This window comes from Salinibacter sp., from assembly GCF_036626415.1.
In the GTDB taxonomy this organism is placed as follows: Bacteria; Bacteroidota; Rhodothermia; order Rhodothermales; family Salinibacteraceae; genus Salinibacter.
This window is the reverse complement of the sequence record NZ_JAZKRW010000003.1, coordinates 43802-70006: the sequence shown is the minus strand read 5'-3', so window position 1 is coordinate 70006 and position 26205 is coordinate 43802. Positions and strand designations below refer to the sequence as shown.

Sequence of the window (26205 nt, the reverse complement as noted above, 5' to 3'; positions counted from 1 at the left end):
GGGACATACGGTCGGGGCCGGGGTCGTGACCGACATCCTGGACTAGGACCTTTGCATTGCTGGGGCCGCCTCGGGGCTGGAAAGCCTTCCGGATTGTCCTCAACACTGTACCCGCGGACGTAGCTCAACTGGGAGAGCAGCGGACTCCAAATCCGCCGGTTGGGGGTTCGAGTCCTCCCGTCCGTGCCGTGCTGCGGGTTGCCCTTCGCCCGCTCGAACCGGTTCTTCCATGCTGTGCCGCCTCTCAGCCCCGACGGGCTGGATGCGGGTTGCAGCCTGATCAACCAATTCCTTGCCCATGACTTGGATACGCGAGTACCTGGAAAATGTCGCTGCGGAGATGGAAAAGGTGAACTGGCCCAGCCGCGACGAGTTGATCAGCAGTACGCTCATCACAATCGTTGCCACACTGATTATTTCCGGGTTCATTTTTCTGGCCGACCAAGTTATCCAGAGCACTCTTGAGATTCTCTACCGGGTATGATCCCGGAGAGAGGGGTCGCGCATCGACTGCTGTAGGCATTTGACATCTGTTATGGCTGAAGACACAGACTCGGACACGTGGTATGTGCTCCGCACATTCTCAAACCACGAAAAGAAGGTGCGCCGGTACCTCGAGAGTGAGATCGAGCGGCTTGGGCTGGAGGACCAGGTGGAGGAGGTCTTGATCCCGACGGAGACGGTTTTTGAAATGAAAGGCGGGGAGAAGAAAACAAAAGAAAAGACGTTTTTCCCGGGATACATCCTCCTCAACTGTACGCTGACCTCTGAGCTTCGAGATGTGGCCGAGGACCTCCCATCGGTTATCGGGTTCTTGACGGCGGGGACGGGCGATGAGCCCACTCAGCTTCGAGAGGAGGAGATCAAGCGCATCCTTGGCAAGATGGATCGGGCCGAGGAGATGGGGGAGCAGCCCGAAATGCCGTTCAAGGTCGGAGACCCGGTCAAGGTCGTGGATGGACCCTTCGACAGCTTCAATGGAATCGTGGAGGATGTTTATCCCGATAAGATGAAGGTGAAGGTGATGGTATCGATCTTTGGCCGGAAAACTCCTGTTGAGCTGGATTACCTGCAGGTCGAGCACGAAGAGTAGGCTCCTAATTCTTGCCACGACGGCGCCCCCCAGGGCCGTCTACCTTTCACGTCTTTCTTGAACAAACCGGCGGACGTTGGCCCGATTGCCCTCGGGCAACGCTCGCACCGCCCCTACACGTATGGCAGCACCGGTCGAACAAACCATTAAGCTCCAGATCAAAGGTGGGCAGGCCAATCCCGCCCCGCCCATTGGCCCGGCCCTTGGACAACATGGGGTGAACATCATGGAGTTTTGTAAGGCGTTCAACTCTCGCACCGAAGACCGGATGGGGACCTTGCTTCCGGTGGAAATTACGGTCTACGCCGATCGCTCCTTCGACTTCATCGTCAAGAGTCCGCCGGCGTCGGTCCTGTTGAAGCAGAAGGCCGACATTGAAACCGCTGCGGGCGATCCGCTTCGAGAGGACGCTGGAACCGTCACCTGGGACGACTGCCTGGACATCGCGGAGCAAAAGCTTGAGGACTTGAACGCCCATACTGTGGAGAAGGGGGCGAGCATGGTGGCCGGCACTGCGCGATCCATGGGCATCACCGTTCAGGACAAGCCCGCACACGAGCGGTAGCATTCGTGTTGTCTGGCACGGCTGTCCAAATTCTGTATTGTCGCCGCATTCCTTATTCACGCGGGAGTTGCCTCGGCCTCGGCCGGGGGACGCTTGCACCGCACAACCGCACCTGTTATGGCAAAGACTGAAGGCAAACGATACCAAGACGCCAACGAGCTCGTAGAAGAGCAGGGTGATCCTGTATCCCTCCGAGAAGCCGCGGAGTTGGTCAAAGACACTGCCACCGCCAATTTTGATGAGTCGGTGGACTTGGACCTTCGGCTTGGGGTGAACCCGCAGCACGCCGACCAAATGGTTCGAGGGGCCATCACCCTTCCCAATGGCACCGGCCGGGACGTCACTGTTCTGGTGCTGGCCAGCGAGGGCAAGCAGCAGGAGGCTGAAGAGGCGGGGGCCGACTACGTGGGGCTCGACGAGTACATCGAGCGCATTGAGGAGGAAAACTGGCTTGACTTCGACGTGGCAATCGCCACGCCAGACGTCATGGGCCAGGTGGGAAAGCTCGGTCGCATTCTCGGCCCGCGCGGCCTGATGCCGAACCCGAAAAGCGGGACCGTGACGATGGATGTGGCCGATGCAATCGAGGAAGTCAAGTCGGGGAAAATTGAGTTCCGCGTCGACCAAAGCGGAAACCTGCACACTCCCATCGGCAAAGCATCCTTTTCGCCCGACGAGCTATACGAAAACGCTCAAGCCCTCCTCCGCGAGGTCATCCGCCTTCGGCCGGCCTCAGCAGGGGGGCTCTACCTGCGCTCGATTACGATGTCGGCCACGATGGGGCCGCCGGTACCTGTGGACCGCAGTTCCGTCCTCAGCGAAGCGCGGTAGCCCGAGCGCCTCCTGGCCGTTGTCGTTGCATATCGATCAACCCGTCCACCCATGTCGAAGAACCGAGCCGAGAAAGCCGAAATCATCGAAGAGATCGGGGAGAAGCTCAGTGAGTACCCGATCATCTACCTTACGAACTTCGCGGGTCTGACCGTCGCTCAGTCCAACGACCTCCGGGGACGCTTCCGCGAGGCCGGTGTTGACTACCAGGTCACGAAGAACACCCTGGCCCGCATTGCTCTCGACCGCATTGAGGGCAAAGACGCCCTCGAAGAGTTTTTTGCGGGGCCCACGGCCATCGCCTTTAGCGAAGACCCCGCCAAGCCTGCTCGGGTCCTCCAAGACTTTCTGGAGGACGAAGAGCTGGGCCGCCCGGAGCTGAAGGTGGCCTGGATTGAAGGAGACATGTACGACGATCCGGAAGCGCTCGATACGCTTGCGGAGCTGAAGTCGCGTGAGGAACTCATTGGAGAGATCGTCGGGCGACTGCTGTCGCCGGCGCAGAATCTGCTGGGGAGCCTCCAGGGGCCCGGCCAGCGATTGTCTGGCCTTCTCCAATCCCTCGCCGAAGAAGAGGAAGATTAGCGATAGTACGGCGCCCGGCCCTGTGAACAGGGGGCTGGGGCGCCAGCACTTCACCCATCCACACTCGCCTTAATTCGCGGCGCAGCACTGATTGTGGTCGGTGCCAAGACCGCCGCAGGACCAACACAACTACCGAACCTATGGCTGACATTGAAGAAATTGCGGAACAGCTCGTCGGGCTGACCATCCAGGAAGCCAATGAGCTTGCGAATCATCTCGAAGAGGAATACGACATCCAGCCGGCCTCGGCAGGGGTTGCCGTGGCGGCCGACGGCGGAGGCGGTGCCGACGGAGAAGCCGAAGAGGAGGAGCAGACAGAGTTTGACGTCGTGCTCACGGGCATCGGCGGCAACAAGATTCAGGTGATCAAAGAGGTCCGCTCCATCACGGGTCTGGGCCTCAAGGAAGCCAAGTCGCTGGTGGACGAGGCGCCGAACCCGGTTAAGGAGTCTGTTTCCCGGGAAGAGGCCGACGATCTCAAGGCACAGATTGAAGATGCCGGCGGAGAGGTCGAGCTTCAGTAGACGCGCTTCCATGCACGCCAGGACGGGGCGAAGTCCAGTCTCGTCGCTGGTGGGGGCCTCTCGACCCGTGAAGGCCGATCCCGAATCCCTCGGGGCTTTGTCCCGAGTGCCTTTGGGGTTGGCCTTCGGCTCTTTGGGGCTTCCGCCTCTCTGGGTACCTGAGAGAGGCTGAAACATCCCCCTCGTGACGCCCGTTGCTCTTTTTGTCTGAAGGTACTCCTCGGGTGGATCCATCCTCACGAGAGGCCCTCCCGATCAGAACCCGTGCTCGATGCCGGAGGCCATGAGTTTGGCAGTCGTCTACTCCATCTTTGAGTCTGACTCGCGGATTCTCGGAACCGAGCCTGCAGGTTGAGACGCAAAGATTTGTCCGTCTGTCGACTGAGCGTCTGGAGTCCTTTCGGCGCCCCGACCGATCGTCTGGTTTGCCCATCCGCCGACGCGACACGGAGCCCCCACCTTCAGAGTCCTTACGTACGGCACTCGCAGCCGTGCTGTCCGGTGTGTTGGATGCCTTGCGAACGCAGTATATTCACGCGAGCGATTCTTACAGCCTATGCCGACCTTTTTGAACGGAGACATCACCACGCCTGGTCATCTCGTGGATCCGGATCCACGAAAAAGTTTTGCGGACATCCCGCAGGTGTGGGATTATCCGGACTTCCTGGACGTCCAGCTGAAGACGTTCCATGATTTTGTGCAGGACGACGTCCCGCCCGCCGACCGGGAGAACGTTGGGCTGCAGGCCGTCTTTAACGAGCACTTCCCGATTAAGGACAATCGGGACCGGTACACCCTCGAGTTTGTCAGCTATGAGCTCGACGCCCCGAAGCACACGGTCGAAGAGTGCATCGCGCAGGGCCTTACGTACTCCATTCCCCTGAAGGCCACCCTCCGACTCACGAGCAAGGAGGAAGAAGGCGGCGAGGAGGCCATCGAGGCGATCGAACAGGAGGTGTACCTCGGGACGCTTCCGTTTATGACAGACCGCGGAACGTTCATCGTGAACGGAGCCGAGCGGGTGATCGTCTCCCAACTCCACCGTAGTCCCGGTGCTTTCTTCGAGAAGGAGATCCATTCCAATGGCACCGAGCTCTTCAGTGCCCGAGTGATTCCGTTCCGGGGCTCTTGGATGGAGTTTTCGACGGACGTGCGTGACGTTCTGTGGGCGTATGTCGACCGGAAGAAGAAGGTGCCCGTCACCACGCTACTCCGTGCGCTGGGCTTCTCGAGCGACGAGGAGATCGTAAAAATGTTCGATCTCGCCGACGCGGTGGACATCGGCGACGAAGAGGAGTTTGAGGAGTATCTTGGTCGTGAACTCGCGACGAGCGTCACGATTGAGAAGACCATCGAGATTGTCGACGAGGACACCGGCGAGGTGGTCGACGAAGAGATGGAGCGGGAGGTGCTGCTTCCCGCCGAGCATGAACTGGAGGAGGGCGATTGGGACGACCTTGACGAGTACGACGTGAGCCGCCTGTATCTCGTGCGGGAAGAGGTGGACGACGAGGCGCTTGACAAAAGCACGCTCGTAGAGACCCTTCAGAAGGATTCTTCGCACACGGAAGAGGAGGCCCTTGAGGTCATCTACGAGAAGCTGCGTGGAAGTGAGGCCCCCGACCTCGATTCTGCCCGTGAAGCCCTTGAGCGGCTCTTCTTCAACGAGGACCGCTACGACTTGGGCGATGTTGGGCGCCACCGAATGAACGCCCGGCTGGGTGTGGATGTAGACACCGACGAAAAGGTGCTCACGAAGGAGGACGTGGTCGGCATTGTCCGTGAGCTCATTCGACTCCAGAATGGAGAGAGCACGGCCGACGATATTGACCACCTGAGCAACCGCCGCGTGAAATCCGTCGGCGAGCAACTTGGGTCGCAGTTCTCCCTCGGCCTAGCGCGCATGGCGCGCACCATCAAGGAGCGCATGAATCTGCGCGACGCCGACAAGTTTACGCCGAAGGACCTGGTGAATGCCCGGACCATTGAGAGCGTGATCAATACGTTCTTCGGGACCAACCAGCTCAGTCAGTTCATGGACCAGACCAATGCGCTGGCCGAGATGACGCACAAGCGCCGCATGTCGGCGCTGGGGCCGGGCGGACTCACTCGCGAGCGGGCCGGATTTGAGGTCCGAGACGTCCACCATACGCACTACGGGCGGCTCTGCCCGATTGAGACGCCGGAAGGCCCGAACATTGGCCTGATGCTGTCCCTCTGCGTCCACTCTACGATCAACGACTTTGGGTTCCTCGAGACGCCCTACCGCGTGGTGGAGGACGGACAGGTGACCGACCGGGTGGAGTACCTTACCGCGGAGGAAGAGGATGAGGCCACGGTTGCACAAGCCAACGCACCCATCGACGACGACGGCACCTTCGAGCGCGACGAGGTCCGCTGCCGGCACCAGGGAGACTTCCCGATTGTGGAGCCGGACGACATTGACTTCATGGACGTGGCGCCGAACCAGATCGTCTCACCGTCCGCCAGCCTCGTGCCCTTCCTCTCACACGATGACGCAAACCGGGCGCTCATGGGGTCCAACATGCAGCGTCAAGGTGTGCCGCTGCTCCGAAGCGACTCTCCGATCGTAGGGACCGGCCTCGAGGGGCGTGTGGCAAAAGATTCCCGCTCCTGCGTGGTGGCTGAAGGCGAGGGCGTCGTCGAGTATGTCGACGCGGAGCGCCTCGTGGTGCGCTACGATGAGGCCCAGGACAAGACTGATCTCGCCTTTGGCGAACCGGTCCAGGAGTACGAGCTGACCAAGTTCCGGCGGACCAACCAGGGGACTTGCATGAACCAGAAGCCCATTGTCCAGGCGGGTGATCGCGTGGAGGAGGGCGAGGTCCTGACCGATGGCTTTGCGATGGAGAAGGGCGAGCTCGCCCTCGGCAAGAACGTGCTTTGCGCCTTCATGCCGTGGCACGGGTACAACTACGAGGACGCCATCGTTATCAGCGAGCGCCTTGTGGCTGATGACGTGTACACCTCGGTTCACATCGAAGAGTTTGAGCACGAGGTCCGAGATACGAAGCGCGGCGAAGAGGAGCTGACCCGCGAGATTCCGAACGTCAGCGAAGAGGCGACGAAGGACCTCGACGAGCGGGGCATTGTCCGCGTGGGGGCCGAAATCACGCCGGGCGACATCATCGTTGGCAAGATTACACCGAAGGGCGAGACGGACCCGACGCCGGAAGAGAAGCTCCTCCGTGCCATCTTCGGCGACAAGGCGGGCGACGTGAAGGATGCCTCCCTGAAGGCCAAGCCGGGCATGGAGGGGGGCGTCGTGATCGACACGAAGCTCTTCAGCCGCCGCGAGCTCGATCCCGCCTCCAAAAAGATGGAGGAGAAGCGCCTTGAGAATATTGAGAGCGAGCACGAACGCAACCTCGAAGACCTTAACGAGCGCTTCTGGGAGAAATTCTTCTCTCTTGTCGAGGATGTGACGAGTGCCGGCCTCGAAGACCGCGAGGGCGAAGTCATCCTCAGCGAAGGCGCTGACTTTGAAGAAGACGCCTTTGACGAGGTCGACCCGTCCGACCTGAGCACTCGTGCCGAGTTCACTGGAGACGAGGAGCTGGACGACCAGATCAGCACGCTTCTCCGAAACTACAAGTCGCGCCGTCGCGACATTGAGGGCACGACGAAGCGCGAGAAGCATCAGGTGGAGATGGGCGACGAGCTGCCCTCCGGCGTCGTGCAGATGGCGAAGGTGTACGTGGCCCGGAAGAAGAAAATTGAGGTGGGCGACAAAATGGCCGGGCGCCACGGCAACAAGGGCGTCATCGCCAAGATTGCGCCGGTGGAGGACATGCCGTTCCTCGACGACGGCACACCGGTGGACTTGCTCCTGAATCCGCTTGGGGTGCCTTCCCGCATGAACTTGGGCCAAATTTACGAGACACTGCTCGGCTGGGCGGGCGACAAGCTTGGGGTGAAATATTCCACCCCGATCTTCGACGGTGCCTCGCTCGAGGATGTCGGCGACGAGCTGGAGAAGGCCGGCCTCCCTCGTGACGGAAAGGTGCAGCTTTACGACGGACGCACCGGGGAGCCGTTCGACGAGAAGACGACGGTGGGCCAAATCTACATGATGAAGCTGGAGCACCTGGTCGAAGACAAGATGCACGCCCGGTCCATCGGTCCATACAGCCTCATCACGCAGCAGCCACTGGGCGGCAAGGCCCAGTTCGGTGGACAGCGCCTTGGAGAGATGGAGGTCTGGGCCCTCTACGCCTACGGGGCCTCCAACACCCTGCAGGAGATGCTCACCTTCAAGTCCGACGACGTTGAAGGTCGCTCCGAGGCCTACGAGTCGATTGTGAAGGGCGAGAACCTGCCCTCGCCCGGCGTCCCCGAGAGCTTCAATGTGCTCGTCCGCGAACTGCAGGGCCTCGGCCTCGAGGTGACACTCGACTAATTGCGGAGTGCGAAGTGCGAACCGGCGACTCGGTCTGCGGGCCGTATTCGTCACTTCGTTCGCTCCCACCCTCCCACTCCGCACGATCCATTCCAGATTTTACACCGCATATGCCCTACGGCAATTCCAAGGAGATCGAAACAGACTTCGACAGCATCACCATCAGCCTGGCCTCCCCGGAAGACATCCTGGAGCGGTCCTATGGCGAGGTCATGAAGCCGGAGACCATCAACTACCGCTCGTTTAAGCCGGAAATGGGCGGTCTCTTCTGCGAGAAGATCTTTGGTCCGGTGAAGGACTACGAGTGTCACTGTGGAAAGTACAAGCGCATTCGGTACAAGGGCATCATTTGTGACCGGTGCGGGGTCGAGGTGACCCGGAAGGCCGTCCGCCGCGAGCGCATGGGGCACATTTCCCTGAGCGTGCCGGTGGTCCACATCTGGTACTTCAAGACCCTGCCGAACAAGATTGGGCACCTGCTTGGGCTGAAGTCGAAGGACCTGGAAAAGGTCATCTACTACGAAAACTACATTGTCATTCAGCCGGGCACGGCCGAGCGGCTCGGGGTCGAAGAAAACCAGCTCCTCACAGAAGAGGAGTACTACGAGATCCTGTACCAGATTCGGGACGACAACAACCGCCTCCAGGACGACAACGAGGAGAAGTTCATCGCCAAGATTGGCGGAGAGGCGGTTGAGACGATGCTCGAACGTCTTGAGTTGGACAGGCTCGCTCAGGAGCTCCGCTACCAGGTGCGAACCGAGACGAGCCAGCAGCGCAAGGCAAAGGCGCTGAAGCGGCTTGACGTGGTGGAGGCCTTCCGGGAGGCCAACGAGGACGGCATCAACAAGCCTGAGTGGATGGTAATGCGGGTGATTCCGGTCATCCCCCCAGAGCTGCGCCCGCTTGTGCCGCTGGACGGAGGACGCTTCGCCACCAGCGACCTGAACGACCTCTACCGGCGCGTCATCATCCGCAACAATCGCCTCAAGCGCTTGATCGACATCAAGGCGCCGGAGGTCATCCTGCGGAATGAGAAGCGCATGTTGCAGGAGGCGGTGGACTCCCTCTTCGACAACAGCCGCAAGTCCAACTCGGTGCGCGGCTCGTCGAACCGCCCCCTCAAGAGCCTCTCGGACATGCTGAAGGGCAAGCAGGGGCGCTTCCGCCAGAACCTGCTCGGGAAGCGCGTTGACTACTCCGGCCGATCCGTGATCGTCTCCGGGCCACACCTGGAGCTGCACCAGTGCGGGCTGCCGAAGGAAATGGCGGTGGAGCTCTTCAAGCCGTTCATCATTCGCCGCCTCATCGAGCGCGGCATTGTCAAGACGGTGAAGAGTGCCAAAAAGTACGTCGACAAGAAGACCGAGGATGTTTGGGACATCTTAGAAAAGGTGATTCAGGGACGGCCGGTCTTGCTCAACCGGGCCCCCACGCTCCACCGGCTCGGCATTCAGGCTTTTCAGCCGGTGCTCACCGAAAACAAGGCCATCGAGATCCACCCGCTCGTGTGTCCGGCGTACAACGCCGACTTCGACGGCGACCAGATGGCCGTGCACGTCCCGCTTTCGCACGAGGCGTGCCTGGAGAGCATGATCTTGATGTTGTCCAGCCACAACGTGCGGAGCCCGGCCGACGGCGGCCCGCTTGCCGTGCCGAGTCAGGACATGATCCTGGGCCTCTACTACATCACGAAGGCGAAGTCCAACCAGAAGGGCGAGGGCATGCGCTTCGCCAGTGTGCAGGAGGTGCGCCAGGCGTTCGACCAGGACAAGGTGGCCCTCCACGCCAAGATTCAGCTCCGCGACCCCGATGGGTCCGGCGAGATGATTGACACGACCGTGGGCCGCGTGATCTTCAACGAGACGCTGCCCGACAAGCTCGATTACGTCAACGAGGTGCTGAGCACGAAGAACGTGCGGCCGGTGATTGCCCGCGTGCTGAAGCAGACGGGCTTCCAAGAGACGGCCGACTTTTTGGATGCGATCAAAAACATGGGCTTCCGTCGCTCCACGACCTCGGGCATGACGTTTGCCCTTTCCGACATTATCATTCCGGAGGAGAAGGAGGAACTCATCGAGGAGGCCAACGAGACCGTCGAGGAGGCCGAGCAGAACTACTCGATGGGCTTCATTACCGACAACGAGCGGTACAACCAGGTCATCGACGTCTGGACGAAGACGAACAACAAGGTGTCCGAAGTGCTCTTCGACGCTTTGAAGGAGGACAAAGAGGGCTTCAACCCGATCTTTACGATGGCCGACTCCGGGGCCCGAGGCTCTCAGGAGCAGATCCGCCAGCTCGGCGGCATGCGAGGCCTGATGGCCAAGCCGCAGAAAAATATTGGCGAAGGCGGCGGGGGCGGCGAGATTCTCGAGAACCCCATCCTCTCCAACTTCAAGGAGGGACTTACGGTGCAGGAGTACTTCATCAGCACCCACGGCTCGCGGAAGGGGCTGGCCGACACGGCGCTCAAGACCGCCGACGCAGGATACCTCACGCGTCGTCTCGTCGATGTATCGCAGAGCGTGACGGTGACGGAGCACGACTGTGGCACCCTGCGTGGCATCAACGTTGGGGCCTTGAAAGACAACGAAGAGATCGTGGCGCCCCTCTCCGATCGCATCACCGGCCGAGTGTCGGTTCGCGACGTGTACGACCCCCACACCGACGAGCTCATTGTAGAGGCGAACGAGCTCATTACCGACGAGATTGCGGACAACATTGCACAGACCTCCATCGAAGAGGTCGAGATTCGGTCGGTGCTTACGTGTGAGGCCGAACGGGGCGTCTGCACGCTCTGCTACGGCCAGAACCTCGCCACCGGCCGCATGGTCGAGGTGGGCGAGTCGGTCGGCGTGGTGGCGGCCCAGTCGATTGGGGAGCCGGGCACGCAGCTTACGCTGCGCACCTTCCACACCGGTGGCACCGCGACCCGCGAGGTGGGCGAGTCGACCATCCAGGCGAAGTTTGCTGGCACGCTCGAGTTTGAGAACCTCCGCACGGTCGAGTACGAGGACACCGACGGGACGAAGGAGATTGTGCTCTCCCGGCAGGGGGAGGTTCGAATCATGGACACCGATGGCGACCGCCGCGAGCTGACCAGCTACGTCGTGCCGTATGGCGCCGAGCTGCTGGTCGAAGAAGATCAGGAGGTCGACGACGGCGACGTGCTGGCCAGTTGGGACCCCTACAACAGCCTCATCCTCACGGAGGCCAACGGCACGGTGCGCTTCGAGGACGTCATCGAAGACACTACGTACCGTGAAGAGACCGATGAGCAGACCGGCCACAAGGAGAAGGTGATTGTCGAGAGCCGCGAGCGCACCCTGACCCCCACACTCGTCGTGGAGACGGGAGAGGGAGACGAGCGAGAGTACAACATGCCCGTCGACGCCCGCATCCAGGTCGACGAAGGAGACGAGGTGCAGGCCGGGCAGACCCTTGCGAAGATGCCCCGGCAGGCGGCTCAGACGAGCGACATCACGGGGGGCCTTCCGCGCGTGGAAGAGGTCTTCGAGGCCCGCACGCCAGACGAGCCGGCCGTCGTCAGTGAGATTGACGGCATCGTCAGCTTCGGCGACCAGAAGCGTGGGTCGCAAGAGGTGATCGTCACCAGCCGCGATGGGGACATGGAGAAGAGCTACATGGTCTCCCTCTCGAAGCACATGCTGGTTCATGAGGGCGACTACGTGGAGGCGGGTGACCGGCTCTGTGACGGCCAGATAGCCCCGCACGACATCCTGTCGATCAAGGGGCCGCGAGCTGTGCAGGAGCACCTGCTCAACGAGGTCCAGGAGGTCTACCGCTTGCAGGGGGTCGACATTGACGACAAGCACTTCGAGGTCGTCATCCGGCAAATGATGAAGCGAGTGAGGATCACCGAGCCGGGCGACACCAACTTCCTCGAGGAGGACCAGGTGGATCGTCAGAAGATGGCGAGCGTCAACGACGACCTGTACGACAAGTTTGTCGTCAAGGACCCGAGCGACGCGGACGTTGAGATTGGGGAGATCATTGGGCGCCGGCGCCTGCGCGAGCTCAATTCGGAGCTGAAGCGGGCGGACAAGCCGGAGATTGAGGTCCGCGAGGCCCGCCCCGCGGTCGGAGAGCCGATGCTTCTCGGCATCACCAAGGCGTCTCTCGCCACCGACTCGATGATCTCGGCGGCCTCCTTCCAGGAGACGACGAAGGTGCTTACGAACTCTTCCATTCGGTCCCGGACGGACCCCCTGGAAGGCCTCAAGGAAAACGTTGTCGTGGGGCATTCCATTCCCGCCGGCACGGGCCAGCGCGAGTACCGCGACCTGGTCGTGGGCTCGAAGTCCGAACTCGAAGAGCTGCAGGCGGCCATTGGGGGAGACGGCGAGGCCTCCGGCGGCGACGGAGCCACCGGCGACGGTGCACCGAGCGAAGAGGACGTCGAGCAGATTGAGGCGTCCGGTTCCGAGAACTAGGCTCCGCTCTTCCGGTCATCCAATTTCCCGCCCCGGCCGCGCTCAGGCGCGCCGGGGCGGTTTTGTGTTTGGGGGCCGCTGTTCAGAGCCCTCTGTTCCTTGATGGCCCACTCCTGGGATGTTTGGCCTCCCCCTTCTGGCGACGGAGAGTATGATGGCACTGGGGGCGCTGGCGGGGCTCGGCGTGCTGGTGGGGCTCGGAGAAGCGCTTCGGGCCCGGGGCGTGGCGGCCCCGACCACGCGCCGCATCGTGCACGCAGGGGTCAGTCTCTTCGTGGCCAGCACTCCACTTCTGTTCATGCGGCCGCTGGCGGTCTATGTGCTCGCCGCCCTCTTCATGGTCCTCAATGCAACTGCTCGTTCGCGGCGCTGGTGGGCCGGCATTCATGAGGCCCGGCCGCACAGCTGGGGCACGGTGGCCCTTCCGTTGTCTGTGCTTGTGGCCCTGGGGATGACGTGGTCGATCTCGCCGGATCGGGTGTATGCATTTCAGGGGGCCTACCTCGTGCTCGCCTTGGCAGATCCGGCAGCGTCCTGGGTGGGCGAGAAGGCCACAGGAGCCACGAAAGAGTCTCCGTCGGCCACCGTGTCCGGGAGCCTCGCCTTCGCGGGTCTCACTCTTGGGCTGTCGGGTCTGGTGCTCAGGGGAAGCACCGTGTGGCCGTGGGCGGACGTGTTGGTGGCAGCGGTGGGGGCGACCCTGGTCGCAACATCTGTGGAGGCCATCTGCCGGCAGGGCTGGGACAACCTCTTCGTTCCGCTGGCGCTGATTCTTCTGTGGAGTACATTCGGCCAGCCCACGGTGGACCGCGAACTGCTGAGCGCGGCCCTCGCGGCAGGACTCGTGTTCGGGGGACTGGCATACGGGGCGGACGCCCTGAATGCACGGGGCGCAGTCCTTGGGGGCCTGTTTGCGACCTCGCTGGTGGGCCTTGGGGGCGTGGCGTGGATTGTGCCAGGGGGGGTGTTCTTCGGGTTGTCGAGCGCCCTCACGTTCCTGCACCGGGATCCTCACGCCCCAGCGGCGGGGGCGGCCCCGCAACGAACTTCGTCGCAGGTATTAGCGAACGGAGGAGTGGCGTGGGCCGCGGTGGTCGTGGGGGCCGTGGTGCCTTTTGGGGCCTCGGGGGTCGCAGAGGCGCGCTACATGGTGTTTGTCGGGGCCCTCGCTGCCGCCGCGGCGGACACGTGGGCGACGGAGTTGGGAATGCTTTCTTCTTCCGCCCCGTGGTCTCTCCGCACCGGGCGGAAGGTCCCCGCCGGCACGTCGGGGGCCGTGTCGCTGGCAGGAACGGGCGCGGCGGTGCTCGGGGCGGCCAGCGTGGTGGGGGCGGCAGTGCTCACAAACGGCCCCCTGACGGGCGTCCTGTGGTGGGATTTTGGAGGGCTCCTGGGCGCAGGGCTTCTAGGGGCCGTTGCCGACAGCATCGCAGGGGCCTTCGTGCAGGCCCAATACCGGACCGACACGGGCGAATGGAGAGAGACGCCCCCAGCCCCCGGCGCCTCTCCGGTGCGGGGATGGGCGCGAGTCGGAAACAACATCGTCAATGTTGTGGGAACGACGGTGGGAGGTGGGGCCGCGCTCGTGGGCTTCTTGCTTGTCGCTTAGCCGCACTGCAGACGAGAGACATGCCGATCCTGAAATTAAACGCCCCAACGTCCTGGTGCAGCCGGCGGGGGTTGTGGAGGAGAGAGATGAGCCTTTAGTTTAGGCGTGTCGAGCGCGATACAGCGCCCCCCTGGTTCTCTGCGTCAAATACCGATCGCTCATGCCCTGGTACAAAAAGCTTCACTGGCAAATTATCATCGGGCTCGTGCTGGGCCTTATCTACGGTGTTATCGCCGCGTCTGCTGGGTGGGGACAGTTCACCAGCGACTGGGTGGCACCGTTCGGGACCATTTTTCTGAATCTGCTTCAACTCATTGCGGTCCCACTCATCCTGGCGTCGCTGATCGTAGGGGTGGCCTCGCTCGGCGACCTCGAACAGCTGTCGCGGATTGGGGGAAAGACGCTGGGCATCTACGTCCTGACCACGACCATCGCGCTCGTGATTGGCCTGGTCTTGGTCAATACCCTCCAGCCCGGCCGGACGGTGCCGCAGGAGATGCGCACGCAACTGGAGCAGACCTACCAGGGGGACATTGAGGAGAGCATGGAGGTGGCCGAGCAGGCAGAAGGGCGCGGTCCCCTTCAGCCGCTGGTCGACATGGTCCCCTCGAACTTCTTCGAGTCGGCTTCGGACAACGGGAATATGCTCCAGGTCGTCTTCGTGGCCATCTTTCTCGGGGCTGTGCTGCTGTTGCTTCCGGGCGAGAAGTCGGAGCCGTTGTTGACGTTTTTCGACAGCTTATTCGAGGCGATAATTAAGGCGGTAGAGATCATTATGCTTACGGCGCCGGTGGGGGTATTTGGGCTCCTCGCCGATGCGATTACCTCCATTGCTGCCGGGAGTCCCGCGGACCTTGGCAGCCTCCTCGGCGCACTCGGGTTTTACTGTTTGACGGTGGTGATCGGGCTCGCGATCATGGTGTTCGTGGTCTATCCCCTGTTCATGACGCTCTTCACCTCCATCTCGATTCCAGACTACTTCCGGGCCATCGCCCCGGCACAGTTGGTCGCATTCTCCACCTCGTCGAGCGGGGCCACCTTGCCGGTCACCATGGAGGTCTCGGAGAAGAACCTCGGGGTTTCGGAAGAGATCTCCTCGTTCGTGTTGCCCCTGGGGGCCACGGTCAACATGGACGGCACCGCCCTCTACCAGGCCGTCTCGGCGGTCTTTATTGCGCAGGTGCTCGGCATCAGTCTGGCCTTCACCCAGCAGCTCAACATCATCCTGATTGCCGTGCTGGCCTCCATCGGGACTGCGGCGGTGCCGAGTGCAGGCATTGTCATGCTCGTCGTCATTCTGGAGTCGATCGGGGTGCCGAGTGCCGGCCTCGCGCTCATCCTCGGCGTCGACCGCCCGCTCGACATGCTTCGGACCACCAACAACGTTACGGGGGACACGATGGTGGCGTCCGTGGTGGCAGCCACGGAGAATCAGCTCAACTTCCCCACGGATGGTGTCAGTGTTGCGACGGCCGACGTGCAGGGGGCATCCGCGAAGAGCCGGTGAGGTAGGGACGAAACGATCGGGTCACGTCCGGGGCGTCGGGGCGAGCGTCCGGGAAACGGCTGTGGCCCGTCTCGTTGCAGTCCTGTGCACAATCCCCATCGTCCCCTCTCCCGTACATGAGCATTCTGCCCGACCGTGTCCAGCCGCTGAATGAGAAGGGTGTACAAGAAGAGGGGCAGTACGTCTTGTACTGGATGGAGCAGTCGCAGCGGGCTCAGCACAATCCTGCCCTGGAGCGCGCCCTCCACCACGCCAGCGAGACGGACCGGCCCCTGCTGGTCGTATTTGGCCTCCTGGACAACCACCCGGAGGCCATTCTTCGACATCACACCTTCATGCTGGAAGGCCTTCGAGAGACCCAGAAGCGCCTTGCCGAGCGGGGGGTAAGGCTGGTGGTGCGCCCTGGGGCGCCAGACGACGTGGCGCTGCAGTACGCCGGCGAGGCCGCGGTCCTCGTCACCGACCGGGGGTACCTCCGGCACCAGAAGCGGTGGCGCGCCCGTGTCGCCGACGAGGCCCCCTGCCGGGTGGAGCAGGTGGAGGGGGATGTCGTGGTGCCCGTAGAGACGGTCACCGACAAGGCCGAGTACGCCGCCCGCACCATCCGCCCGAAAATACATGAGCACTTGGAGCGGTGCCTTCAGCTGCCAGACCCTGTGTCCGTAGAGAGCCCCTCGCTCGACCTGGACGTCGACCCGGGGATTTCGCTCGACGACCTTGAGGCCGTCACCGACTCGCTGGATCTCGACCGGAGCGTCGCGCCGGTCTCTGACTTGTACCCAGGGGGCGTCTCTGAGGCCGAGGCGATTCTAGACGACTTTCTCGCGGAGCATCTCGACGGGTACGACGAGAATCGCAACCAGATTCAGTCCCAGGCGGTCTCGCACATGAGCAAGTACCTCCACTACGGGCAGATTTCGCCCGTGTGGCTGGCCCAGCAGGTGCGCCGGGCTCAGGGACCAGAGTCGGACGTCGAGTCCTACATCGAGGAGCTCGTGGTGCGGCGCGAACTGACGATGAACCACGTCCATTTCCGCCCCGACTCCTACGACTCGTACATGTGTCTGCCGGACTGGGCCCGCGAAAGCCTGGCGGAGCACGCCGACGACGAGCGCGAGTACGTCTACAGCCTGGACGAGTTGGAGGCAAGTGCAACCCACGATCCCTACTGGAACGCGGCGATGAAGGAAATGCGGGAGACGGGCTACATGCACAACTACATGCGCATGTACTGGGGAAAGAAGATCCTGGAATGGTCGCCCGACCCCAAAACAGCTTACGACCGCACGCTCCGCCTCAACAACACGTACTTCCTCGACGGACGCGACCCCAATTCCTTTGCCAATGTGGCATGGGTGTTTGGCCTCCATGACCGCGGCTGGAAGGAGCGGCCCGTGTACGGGAAGGTGCGGTACATGAGTCAGGGCGGCCTGGATCGGAAGGCCGATCCGGACGCCTACGTTGAGAAGGTAGACCGCCTCGCCGCGGTCGCGCAATCTGAGTAGCCATCGCTGCAACTGATATGACCAACGACACGAAGGAAACCCTCTTTCCGATCACGTACGCCAGCGCGGTCTTTTTCTATGCCTGGGCGATCATCTCCCTCTGGGTCGGCCCTGACCGGGGATTGTCCGGCGACTGGTACCTGGTTCTCGGGGTCATTCCTGCCTTCTTGGGCGTGACGAGTACGGTGATGGCCCTTGCGCTTCACCTAGAGCTTCAGGATGGGGACTCGGCGAATTGAGGCGGCTCCTCCCCCGATGGTTCGTCTACGCTTCGGTTCGTGCGGACGGCCTCTCAAACTGGATCCAGGCCGGATTGAGGCCGCCGATAATGGCTCCATAGACGAGGTGTAGCAGGAGGGTGGCGACGACGTACTTCACCGGCGATCCGAGGTACAACGGGTCGCTCGCGGCGAGGTCGTGGCCTGCGCCGCCAACCCCGAAGACGCCCCATCCAATCAGTGGAGAATAGACGATCATCATAAAGAGCCACAGACCTGTCGTGAGGTACACGCCGCGCCGGATGGTGGTACGGGGCCCGTACAGGGTCACCAGAACGAGGGACCAAGTGGCGCCGTAGCCGAAGTGGGCGAGAAGAGGAAGCGGCCCCGTATTCAGGCCGAGTTGTTCCAAGAACGCGGCGGAGGGAGGGAGGTTAAAGGGAGCGATGCCCGTGCCGTGAATGCCAAGCACCATGAGTAGAAACATGACGAGGCTTCCGAGCACGCCGACAAGAATTGACTTGAGCCATTTCATGGGAGGGCGACTGGGCTGTGAGCGAGAGCGAAAGGGAGGGCCAAACACAAATTGGCGACACCCTTTTGTGACTATGTAAACACGCAGAAATACGTTTATTCGAGAGTCATTCTGAGCGACCGACGACCGGAGGGAGGAGCGAGTCGAAGAATCTTACTGGGTCCAGCGCGAACGCTGATTGGGGAATATACCGGTCTGAAGGTCGCTTCTACTGATCTTCGAAGAGATTCCTCGACTCCGCTTCGCTGCGCTCGGAATGACTTGTTGTTAAGGTTCTTTTGCGTGTCTACTTAGCCCCTCGCTCCGTTACGTGCCCTGCGGGCTCCGCCGTCGGCTCAATTATTGAAGCGAAAGGCCGAGTGCTGACGGGGAAAAGTGAAGCACATGCCCGCAGTATTTGCAGACCACATTGATCCGGGGCACCGTCGAGGAATCGTTCTCATCGGTAGGAAGGAGCGTTACTTCTTCCTGCACAGTCATGTTTGCGGCGCCGCAGATGGGGCACTGTGGCGGCTGGGCCCGGGCCTTGAGGTGGTTGGCCACCGCACGCTGCTGTTCCAGAGTCAAAGGCATACCAAGGGGGGTAGAAGGTTGGGAAGGATGACAGGCTTTCAGGACATCACCTGCGGGGGGAGAGCAAAACGTGAGTCGGTTCACAGGTCCGTTACCGAGCTTCTGCCAATCGGGCAGGGTTTTCTGCCTGGCACTTCGTTTGGGAGAGAATAACACTGCGTGTGTCGGGTCGTTGCCTGGCCCGCGCAGATGTTTGAACATTTTCGCCCCGTTTGCCCTCACAATCTCGCATTCGGCATGGTTGCCCAGCAGCACTATCAGCGTTTGAAGCACCTGTACACGGACGCCTCGTCGGAGCACGCGACTGGACCTGTAGACATCTCCTACGGGTACGCCGAAGTGGTGGGCGTGATCGAAGAGGAGGTGGGCCGCTCTGTGGTGACCCGCGTTCCCCACCAACAACTCCTGACCGATGTTGCGTCCCTGGCGGCGGGCTCCGTGGAAAAGGAGGGACAGCTTTCGCTGGAGCATTTCAATGTGAGCGTCAACCAGCCCGACTACCGAGGGTCGGTTCGGGCCAGCGCAGAGGTGGTTCTTGCGGAGCCGCCCCGCTACCACGTCCGGGCGACCCTGTTTGGCGAAGATGGGGAAGAGCTTGCGGAGGCGCTGGCGTTCTTTGAGCCAAGCGGGGAGGACCTCCCGCCTGATCCCGCCCCGGAGGCCGAGGCGGAGGGCACCGCGCCGCCGCCCGCCCCCTTCATGCCGATTCACGTCACCCGCTGCGGTTCGTTGTGTCTGAACTAGCGAGAGAGTGGGGAGAGTGGCACACGTCATCAGAGGGGCTGAGGGACCACGCCCCCACGGGGCCGCGGACGCCCGGATCAACCTGTAGGTCGGAGGTCGGCTGCGAAGCCTACAGGTGATGAACAGCGGGCCGGCTTGATGAGAGATCCCTCACGGCGCGTGCAATGTGGTCCCGGCTGGGTCCTCCTGCCGTGTCCGTAGATCGGGTGTTGTGGTGGCGTCCGCAATCCCGGCACGCACACCCTGCTCGGAACCTCCGCCGGGATGGGTCGTGGCGGACTCCGGCATCGCGCTGCGGTCCTCCAGACACGTCTCTCATGTCTCCCGATTGGTTCCCCGGCCGGCGTCTCTTGATCGGCACCGGACTGGTGCTGGGAGGCGTACTTGCCATCGTTGCGGTTCGGACCGGACAGGTGGAGTCGCGCCAAGTGCAGACGGAGCCAGTGGAGTCGACGGTCTCGCCAGAGGCGCCGCGGCGGCTTGCCGACGCCCTGACGATTCGCACGATCACCGAGCGGGATCCTGCTGACCTCGACTCGGCGGCGTTTCGGCAATTCTATCGATACGCGGCACAGGCCTTCCCGGCCGTCCACGGCACCCTCGACACAGCTCACGTCAACGGGCTGAGCCGTCTCTATACCTGGGAGGGACGGGACCCCTCCCTCGCGCCCGTTGTGCTCATGGCGCACGTCGACGTGGTGCCCATCGAAGACTCGTCGGCGTGGACGCGTCCCCCGTTTGGGGGCCGGATTGCCGACGGGCACGTGTGGGGACGCGGCGCCCTCGACGACAAAGCGAGCGCCCTCGGGATTCTGGAAGCCATCGAAACCCTGGTAGACCGGGGCGTGACGCCGCGGCGCACCGTGCACGTGGCGCTGGGACACGACGAAGAGGTAGGGGGGAGGCGGGGCGGTCGTGCCCTTGCCGAGCGAGTCACCGCCGGGGGCGTCTCGCCGGCGCTGGTGGTGGACGAGGGGGGCGCCATCACGCGTGGGGCGCTCCCGGGCCTGACAGATCCCCTCGCCGTCGTGGGGGTGGCAGGGAAAGGGTTTTTGAGTGTGGCTCTCACGGCCGATGGGCCCGGAGGGCATTCGTCCGTGCCGCCGTTCCGGACCAGCATCGAGGTCCTCAATGAGGCATTGGCCCGGCTCCGGGCGAACCCATTTCCGGCTCGCCTCACGGGCGTGGCGGACGCCATGTTCAACCACCTCGCACCGGAATTGGCGCTTCCGATGCGTGCGCTCCTGGCGAATCGGTGGCTCACAGCCCCAGTCCTCCGGGCCGTGCTGAACCGCCGTCCGGCGACCCGGGCTGCGATCCGGACCACGACCGTGCCGACGCGGCTCGATGCCGGCGTGAAGGACAACGTGGTCCCGACGCAGGCCCGTGCTGTCGTCAACTTCCGGATCCTGCCAAGCCAGTCGGTCGACGAGGTCGATGCCCATGTCCGAGAAGTCCTGGAGGGGTTGTCCGTCCAGGTCAAGCCGATCCGGTCGACTCCGCCTCCGTCGGTCTCCAAGATCGAAACGCCGGCGTTCCGGATGATGCAGCGCACCATCGGACAGGTCACGGCCGACTCGGTCGTCGTGGCGCCGTATCTCCTGCCCGGGCGCACGGACAGCGGCTACTACGCCGATCACAGCGACGCCGTCTACCGGTTCGTCCCGTACCAGCTCGGCCCCGACGACCGGAGCCGCATCCACGGGCCCAATGAACGCATTGCGGTCGACGACTACCGGACCGTCGTCCAGTTCTACACGCAACTGATCCGCAACACCGATCGCCTTCCGACAGCACCGGGGGGCGGGGCTGTGCCGGACGGCTGAAGACGCCAGGGCGGCCCCTATCATCCGAACCATCCATACCACGTCCATGTCGCGATCTGTTTTGCACGTAGGGAGAGGCGCGGGGCTCGTCATGGCCCTGCTGATGGTCGTGGCGGGAGGTGAGGCGACGACGACCCACGCCCAGCCGGCCACCGAGCCACAGTCGGCCCGAGAATACATCCAGGCCGCCGTTGCCGACACGATTAACGCTGCGCCGTACGCAGGGGCGCTCTGGGGCATTGAGGTCACCAATCTGGAGACGGGCGAGCGCCTGTTTGGCCACAACCCCAAGCACCTGTTTGCGCCCGCGTCCAACACCAAGCTCCTCACCGCGGCCGCGGCCCTCCGCCGGCTGGGGCCCTCGTACCGCTACGAAACGGGGCTCTACGTGGATGGGCCGGTGCGGAACGGCGTCCTGCACGGCAACCTGATCGTGCGGGGGAGTGGAGACCCCACGTTGGGGGGGCACGAGCAGCGGAATGACCCCACGACGGTCTTCCGAGACTGGGCAGATTCGCTCAAGGCGGCCGGCATCACGCGCATCGAGGGCGATATTCTGGGGGACGACGACCCGTTCAGCGACGTGCCCCTCGGGGACGGGTGGAGCTGGAACGACGTGCCCTACTCGTACGCCGCGGAGATCAACGGACTCGTCTTCAACACCAATGCCATTGACCTGGAGGTGCGGGGCCGTCGGGCGGGAATGCCCGCCCAGGTCACCTGGTCGCCGTTCGAGACTGACTTCGTTCGGGTTCGCAACCAGAGCCAGACCGTGCCGCGCGATTCCGCGTCCGACGAGGACTACGAGCGCCCCTTTTCAGAAAACACGTTTACAGTCCGGTCCCAAATTTACCCAAACGAGATCCAGGAAGAGACCCTGTCCATTACCGAGCCGACGGCGTACTTTACCCATGTGCTGCGGGCCGTATTGCTCCGGGAGGGCATTTCGGTTGAGGGGCGAGGAGTGGATGTGGACGAGACGCCCATCAAGCCGCGGTACCGGGCCGACTCGGTGCGACGGATCGGAACGTACCGGTCGCCCCCGCTCCGAAACGTGGTGCAGACGATGAACCACGAGAGCCAGAACCTGTACGCCGAGCAGCTCCTCCGCACGCTCGCGGTCGTGGAGCCGCCGGACACCACCGCTGATGATCTCACGGAGGGATCGGCTGAGCTCGGCGCCCTGGCCGTGCGCACAGAGCTGTCGGAGGTGGGCATCGACACCAGTCGGGTTCGGGTGGTGGACGGCTCGGGCCTCTCGCGCAAGAACTACGTGCGGCCCCGTGCCATGAGCCGCCTGCTGACGCACATGTGGGGCGAAGCGCCGTCCGACCGCAGCACGGCGTTCTACGACTCGCTGCCGGTGGGGGGCCGGGAGGGCACCCTCGAATACCGGTTCCGTGGAGGGCCCGCGGCCGGCGGCGAGGTGCGGGCCAAGACCGGCACGCTCACCGGGGCCAGTGCCCTTAGCGGCTACGTAAACACGGCCCGGGACACGCCGCTCGCTTTCGTCCTCTTCTGCAATCACCACCTGGCCGACGCGGACGACGTGCGGGCCGCGCAGGACGCGATCGTGAACGCGCTGGCCGAGCTCCCCCTGTGAGCCGTCCCCTGTCCCTCGGCTCCGGGGCGCTACCGGATCCGAACTCATCCGAAGAGCAACTGCACCACGTATACGGACGCGAGGAAGCCGACGAAGTCGGCAAAGAGGCCGGCCGGCACAGCGTGGCGCGTGTCGCGGATGTTGACGGCACCGAAGTAAACCGCGATGACGTAGAAGGTAGTCTCGGTCGAGCCGAACATGGTCGCGGCCATTTTCACCACGAGGGAGTCCTCGCCGTACTGATTGATCATGTCGGCCACCAGGCCCGCGGAGCCGGAGCCCGTAAGGGGGCGCACAAGGCCCATGGGGAGGACCTCGGCCGGCACCCCGATGAGGCCGAGCACCGGGTCGAGCACGTTCACCAGGGAGTCCATGGCGCCGGAGGCCCGAAACATCCCGATCGCGAAGAGGATGGCGATCAGGTAGGGAATGATGGTGACGGCGACGTCGAAGCCCTCCTTCGCGCCCTCGACGAAGACTTCGTAGACGCGTACGCCCTTGATGAGGCCGTAGAGGGGGAAGCCGACGAGGAGGGCCGGCAGCACGAATGCCGACAGGGCGCCGACGATGGAGCGAACGGTTTCAAGCATGGCGGAAGGCGGTGAGGAGTGTACAGGAAAGAGCAGAAAAGGAGCGCTACTCGTTCGGGGCCTCGGGGTCGGCGGTGCGGTGCGGCGCCGTGGCCCGGAAGTAGGGTAGCTGGTGCAGAGCCAGGGTGCCAAGGATGCCGGCGATTGTCGAGCAGAGGGTCGCCAGCGTGATGGAGAAAAAGAGCTGGTTGATCTGCAGGCCCATGATGGCGACCAGCAGCGAGGGCGGGACGAGCTGCACGCTCGACGTGTTGAGCGCCAAGAGCATGACCATGTCGTCGCTCGCCTTCTCGTCCGATGGGTTCAGGTCCTGCAGGTCCTCCATGGCCTTGATGCCGAGCGGGGTGGCCGCGTTGCCCAGGCCAAACACGTTCGCCAAGAGGTTAAGACTGATGTTGGCGAGGGCGGGATGGTCGTCCGGCACATTGGGGAAGAGGGGGCTCAAGATGGGCTGCACGACGCCGGTAAGCGACTCGATGAGCCCCGCCTCCTCGCCGATTTTTACGAGCCCCAGCATGAGCCCGAGGACGCCGATGAGGCTGAGGGCAAGCGAGGCGGCCGTCTCGGCAAAGTTGAGGGCCGCCTGGGCGATGTCGTTCAGCTTCCGGAAGCGCACCGGTTCGAACTTGAGGGCCGTCTCGATCTGACCCACGCCGGCGGTCGTCTGCGACGCATCCCGGAGGGTAGCGCGGAGCGCCGGGTTGTCGTCCGTGGCGTGAAACGACTGAATGGTGGCGAGCGGCTCAGGAAAATCGGCCTCCGCGCTGAACTCGATCTTCTGGCCCTCCTGGGTCTGCACGAGCGTGCCGGGATAGGTCGGGGCTGGGGCCGGGTCGACGTCGTACAGGTTCTGATAGGTCGACGAATCGATTCGGACCTCAACCGGCTGTCGGCGTGCGTCCGGCGCGTACCCGTCGGGGAACTCGAGGGTGACCGGCAAGGGGGTGTCGTTCCGAAACCGATTCTCGGCCAGTTCCTGGGTGTCTACGGTCAGGGCGAACAGCAGGCTCCCGATGATGAGCCCACTCCAGATGTAATTGAGCATGAGCACTAGGCGTCGTAGGGCAGGCACGAATCGCTCCTCATCATATGGACTGCCGGCCAAAAGAGAAATGAATGGGCCCGGGGGAAGCAGGGGAACGCCGGTGGGGAGGAACACTGCCGGAAAATCGGTGGTTGCAGAGCGCGATGTCTCGCTGACTGGAGCTCCCTGTTCGTCTGTGTCTGCCTCGTCGTCCCCTTCGCCACACGTTCCGGTGCCGCCCCATGTGGTGTTTAAGTTTGGAGGGACGTCGGTGGGCACGCCAGACCGGTTCCGGACTGTAGTCCGACTGATCCAGGAGGGGGCCGCCGAGGGGCGCGTCGTCGCCATCGTGTCGGCGCTTTCGGGAGTGTCGCGGCAGCTGGCGACTGCCCTGGAGGCGGCCTCGACGCGGGCCGATACTGCGGCGGTCGTGGCGAATTTAGTGGACACCCTCCGGGCCCGACACGCCGAGCAGGCCCGGGCGGTGCTGAGCACGAGTCACCAGTCCACCTTCGAGACGATACTTGACGAGCGCCTGACGTTCCTCCGGCGCTCATTTGAGCAGATTGAACACGGCAAAGCGGCATCTGCGGCCCGGGACGCGATCTTGGCCGTGGGAGAGCAGCTTTCGGTCCCGATGGTGACCCTCGCGCTCCGGGACGCTGGGCTCCAGGCCCCACGGTGCGACGCGACGGACCTCGTGGTTACCGATGACACGTTCGGGGCAGCACGTGTCCAGCACACGCTGACGACCGAGCGGATCTGTTCGTGGTATCGGGCGCTAGACCCTGCGGCCGTGCCCGTCGTGGCGGGGTTTATCGGGGCCACTGAGGCCGGCAGCACGACGACGCTCGGCTTTGAGGGCAGCGACTACTCGGCCGCCCTCTTCGCACACATTCTTCGGGCGCAGGGGCTCACCCGATACACCGACGTCGACGGGATCTACACCGAGGATCCGGACACGAACGAGGCGGCGGAGCGGATCGACCGCTTGTCCATGGACGAAGCCATTGAGCGCAGTGCGTCGGGGGGGCTGGGGATGCATCCCAAGACGCTACGCCCGCTCGCCGACGCGGGCATTCCCATGCAGGTGCGCTCAATCGCCGCGCCCGACCGCTCCGGAACCCCGATTGTGCCGGACGGCAGCACCGTCGATGCGCTTTGGCCCAGACCGTAAGGGGCCGCCAGGTGCCCGTCCTGCACACCTGTGACGAGGCCCTCGGTGGGGGGGCGTGGGGCGGACGCCGGTGCGTTTCTGATGCCAGAATCTGATGGGGCCCGTGACCGTCTTGCATCGCGATGAACACCTACTGATCGTCAATAAGCCGCCCGGGCTGCTCGCTCAGCCCGATCACACCGGCGACCCGGATGTCGTCTCGCGGGGCAAAGAGATGTTGGCCGACACGGCGGCCGGGACGCCCTTCTTGGGGCCGGTCCACCGGCTCGACCGGCCCTCATCGGGGGTGATGGCCCTGGCGCGGTCGTCGGAGGCCGCCCGGCACTTGTCCCGGCAGTTTCGGGAGCGGCTGGTCGAGAAGCGGTACGTGGTGGTCGTGGAAGGCACGCTCCGGGGGATCGGGGCGTGGACGGACTACATCGCCAAGACGGACCGTCAGCCCCGCCTCGTCGACCCCGACGACCCCGATGGCAAGCGGGCCGAGCTCAACTGGCAGGTGCTCGAGTCGAACAGTGCCCGCACGCTCCTTCAAGTGACGCTCCAGACCGGGCGCTCGCACCAAATTCGCCTTCAAGCTGCCAGCCGGGGGCACCCTGTGGTGGGGGACGATCGGTATGGCGCGTCGGCCGCCCTCACGAAGCGTGTCATTGCGTTGCACCACGTCCTTCTCCGGGTTGACCATCCCGCCCGCCCGCGCCGCGAATCGTTTGTAGCCGCGCCCCCTGCGCACTGGTCGGAGGTCCTCACCGACGCGATGGACAGCACCCTCCGCCGGATGCTCGACCGCGAGCAGCCCGGCTGATCCGCAGTAGAAATGGA

21 protein-coding genes and 1 tRNA gene are annotated in these 26205 nt (G+C 63.4%); 18 read left to right on the top strand and 4 right to left on the bottom strand.

Annotated elements, in window-relative coordinates:
• Nucleotides 1–113: 113 nt before the first annotated feature.
• The 13 genes from V5A20_RS01205 (at nt 114) to V5A20_RS01145 (ending at nt 17335) form a co-directional block, all read left to right on the top strand.
• Nucleotides 114–186, top strand: a tRNA-Trp gene (locus V5A20_RS01205).
• 112 nt (nt 187–298) lie between these two features.
• Entirely contained in the window at nt 299–484 is a 186-nt protein-coding gene (secE, locus tag V5A20_RS01200; protein ID WP_332315837.1) for a preprotein translocase subunit SecE, read from the top strand.
• Between the two features lie 51 nt (nt 485–535).
• Entirely contained in the window at nt 536–1093 is a 558-nt protein-coding gene (nusG, locus tag V5A20_RS01195) for a transcription termination/antitermination protein NusG (protein WP_332315838.1), read from the top strand.
• Nucleotides 1094–1214: 121 nt separating this feature from the next.
• A complete protein-coding gene (rplK, locus tag V5A20_RS01190; RefSeq protein ID WP_332315839.1) occupies nt 1215–1658 on the top strand; it encodes a 50S ribosomal protein L11 in 444 nt (147 codons plus the stop codon).
• A 117-nt stretch (nt 1659–1775) separates the two neighbouring features.
• Entirely contained in the window at nt 1776–2489 is a 714-nt protein-coding gene (gene rplA, locus V5A20_RS01185; protein WP_332315840.1) for a 50S ribosomal protein L1, read from the top strand.
• A 51-nt stretch (nt 2490–2540) separates the two neighbouring features.
• Entirely contained in the window at nt 2541–3074 is a 534-nt protein-coding gene (gene rplJ / locus V5A20_RS01180) for a 50S ribosomal protein L10 (protein WP_332315841.1), read from the top strand.
• A gap of 140 nt (nt 3075–3214) precedes the next feature.
• The gene (gene rplL, locus V5A20_RS01175) at nt 3215–3598 is read left to right on the top strand and encodes a 50S ribosomal protein L7/L12 (protein ID WP_332315842.1); all 384 of its coding nucleotides are present in this window, start codon (nt 3215–3217) and stop codon (nt 3596–3598) included.
• Nucleotides 3599–4154: 556 nt separating this feature from the next.
• Nucleotides 4155–8018, top strand: a complete 3864-nt coding sequence (rpoB, locus tag V5A20_RS01170) for a DNA-directed RNA polymerase subunit beta (RefSeq protein ID WP_332315843.1) — start codon at nt 4155–4157, stop codon at nt 8016–8018.
• Nucleotides 8019–8128: 110 nt separating this feature from the next.
• The gene (rpoC, locus tag V5A20_RS01165) at nt 8129–12475 is read left to right on the top strand and encodes a DNA-directed RNA polymerase subunit beta' (RefSeq protein ID WP_332315844.1); all 4347 of its coding nucleotides are present in this window, start codon (nt 8129–8131) and stop codon (nt 12473–12475) included.
• Nucleotides 12476–12593: 118 nt separating this feature from the next.
• Nucleotides 12594–14084 (top strand): DUF92 domain-containing protein, encoded by a 1491-nt coding sequence (locus V5A20_RS01160; RefSeq protein WP_332315845.1) that lies wholly within the window; start codon nt 12594–12596, stop codon nt 14082–14084.
• 160 nt (nt 14085–14244) lie between these two features.
• On the top strand, nt 14245–15591 hold the full coding sequence (locus V5A20_RS01155; RefSeq protein WP_332315846.1) for a dicarboxylate/amino acid:cation symporter: 1347 nt from the start codon (nt 14245–14247) through the stop codon (nt 15589–15591).
• A gap of 116 nt (nt 15592–15707) precedes the next feature.
• On the top strand, nt 15708–17096 hold the full coding sequence (locus V5A20_RS01150) for a deoxyribodipyrimidine photo-lyase (protein ID WP_332315847.1): 1389 nt from the start codon (nt 15708–15710) through the stop codon (nt 17094–17096).
• A gap of 17 nt (nt 17097–17113) precedes the next feature.
• Nucleotides 17114–17335: a hypothetical protein gene (locus V5A20_RS01145; RefSeq protein WP_332315848.1), complete on the top strand. Its 222-nt coding sequence runs from the start codon at nt 17114–17116 to the stop codon at nt 17333–17335.
• A gap of 25 nt (nt 17336–17360) precedes the next feature.
• Here the strand turns inward: V5A20_RS01145 and V5A20_RS01140 are convergent, their stop codons facing one another.
• Entirely contained in the window at nt 17361–17849 is a 489-nt protein-coding gene (locus V5A20_RS01140) for a hypothetical protein (RefSeq protein ID WP_332315849.1), read from the bottom strand.
• A gap of 339 nt (nt 17850–18188) precedes the next feature.
• Entirely contained in the window at nt 18189–18422 is a 234-nt protein-coding gene (locus tag V5A20_RS01135) for a hypothetical protein (RefSeq protein ID WP_332315015.1), read from the bottom strand.
• A gap of 237 nt (nt 18423–18659) precedes the next feature.
• On the opposite strand from V5A20_RS01135, the gene V5A20_RS01130 reads away from it, so the two are divergent.
• From V5A20_RS01130 to dacB, 3 genes are all read left to right on the top strand, one after another.
• Entirely contained in the window at nt 18660–19166 is a 507-nt protein-coding gene (locus V5A20_RS01130) for a hypothetical protein (protein WP_332315016.1), read from the top strand.
• A gap of 317 nt (nt 19167–19483) precedes the next feature.
• On the top strand, nt 19484–20992 hold the full coding sequence (locus tag V5A20_RS01125) for a M20 family peptidase (protein WP_332326561.1): 1509 nt from the start codon (nt 19484–19486) through the stop codon (nt 20990–20992).
• Nucleotides 20993–21038: 46 nt separating this feature from the next.
• On the top strand, nt 21039–22595 hold the full coding sequence (dacB, locus tag V5A20_RS01120) for a D-alanyl-D-alanine carboxypeptidase/D-alanyl-D-alanine endopeptidase (protein WP_332315018.1): 1557 nt from the start codon (nt 21039–21041) through the stop codon (nt 22593–22595).
• Nucleotides 22596–22639: 44 nt separating this feature from the next.
• On the opposite strand, the gene V5A20_RS01115 is transcribed toward dacB, so the two are convergent.
• Both V5A20_RS01115 and V5A20_RS01110 read right to left on the bottom strand, forming a co-directional pair.
• On the bottom strand, nt 22640–23185 hold the full coding sequence (locus V5A20_RS01115; protein WP_332315019.1) for a spore maturation protein: 546 nt from the start codon (nt 23183–23185) through the stop codon (nt 22640–22642).
• Nucleotides 23186–23231: 46 nt separating this feature from the next.
• Nucleotides 23232–24257, bottom strand: coding sequence for a nucleoside recognition domain-containing protein (locus V5A20_RS01110; RefSeq protein ID WP_332326560.1), 1026 nt, complete (start codon nt 24255–24257; stop codon nt 23232–23234).
• A gap of 148 nt (nt 24258–24405) precedes the next feature.
• Between V5A20_RS01110 and V5A20_RS01105 the strand changes: the two genes are divergently transcribed.
• The gene (locus tag V5A20_RS01105) at nt 24406–25386 is read left to right on the top strand and encodes an aspartate kinase (RefSeq protein WP_332326559.1); all 981 of its coding nucleotides are present in this window, start codon (nt 24406–24408) and stop codon (nt 25384–25386) included.
• Between the two features lie 103 nt (nt 25387–25489).
• Entirely contained in the window at nt 25490–26188 is a 699-nt protein-coding gene (locus tag V5A20_RS01100; RefSeq protein WP_332326558.1) for an RluA family pseudouridine synthase, read from the top strand.
• Nucleotides 26189–26205 lie beyond the last annotated feature (17 nt).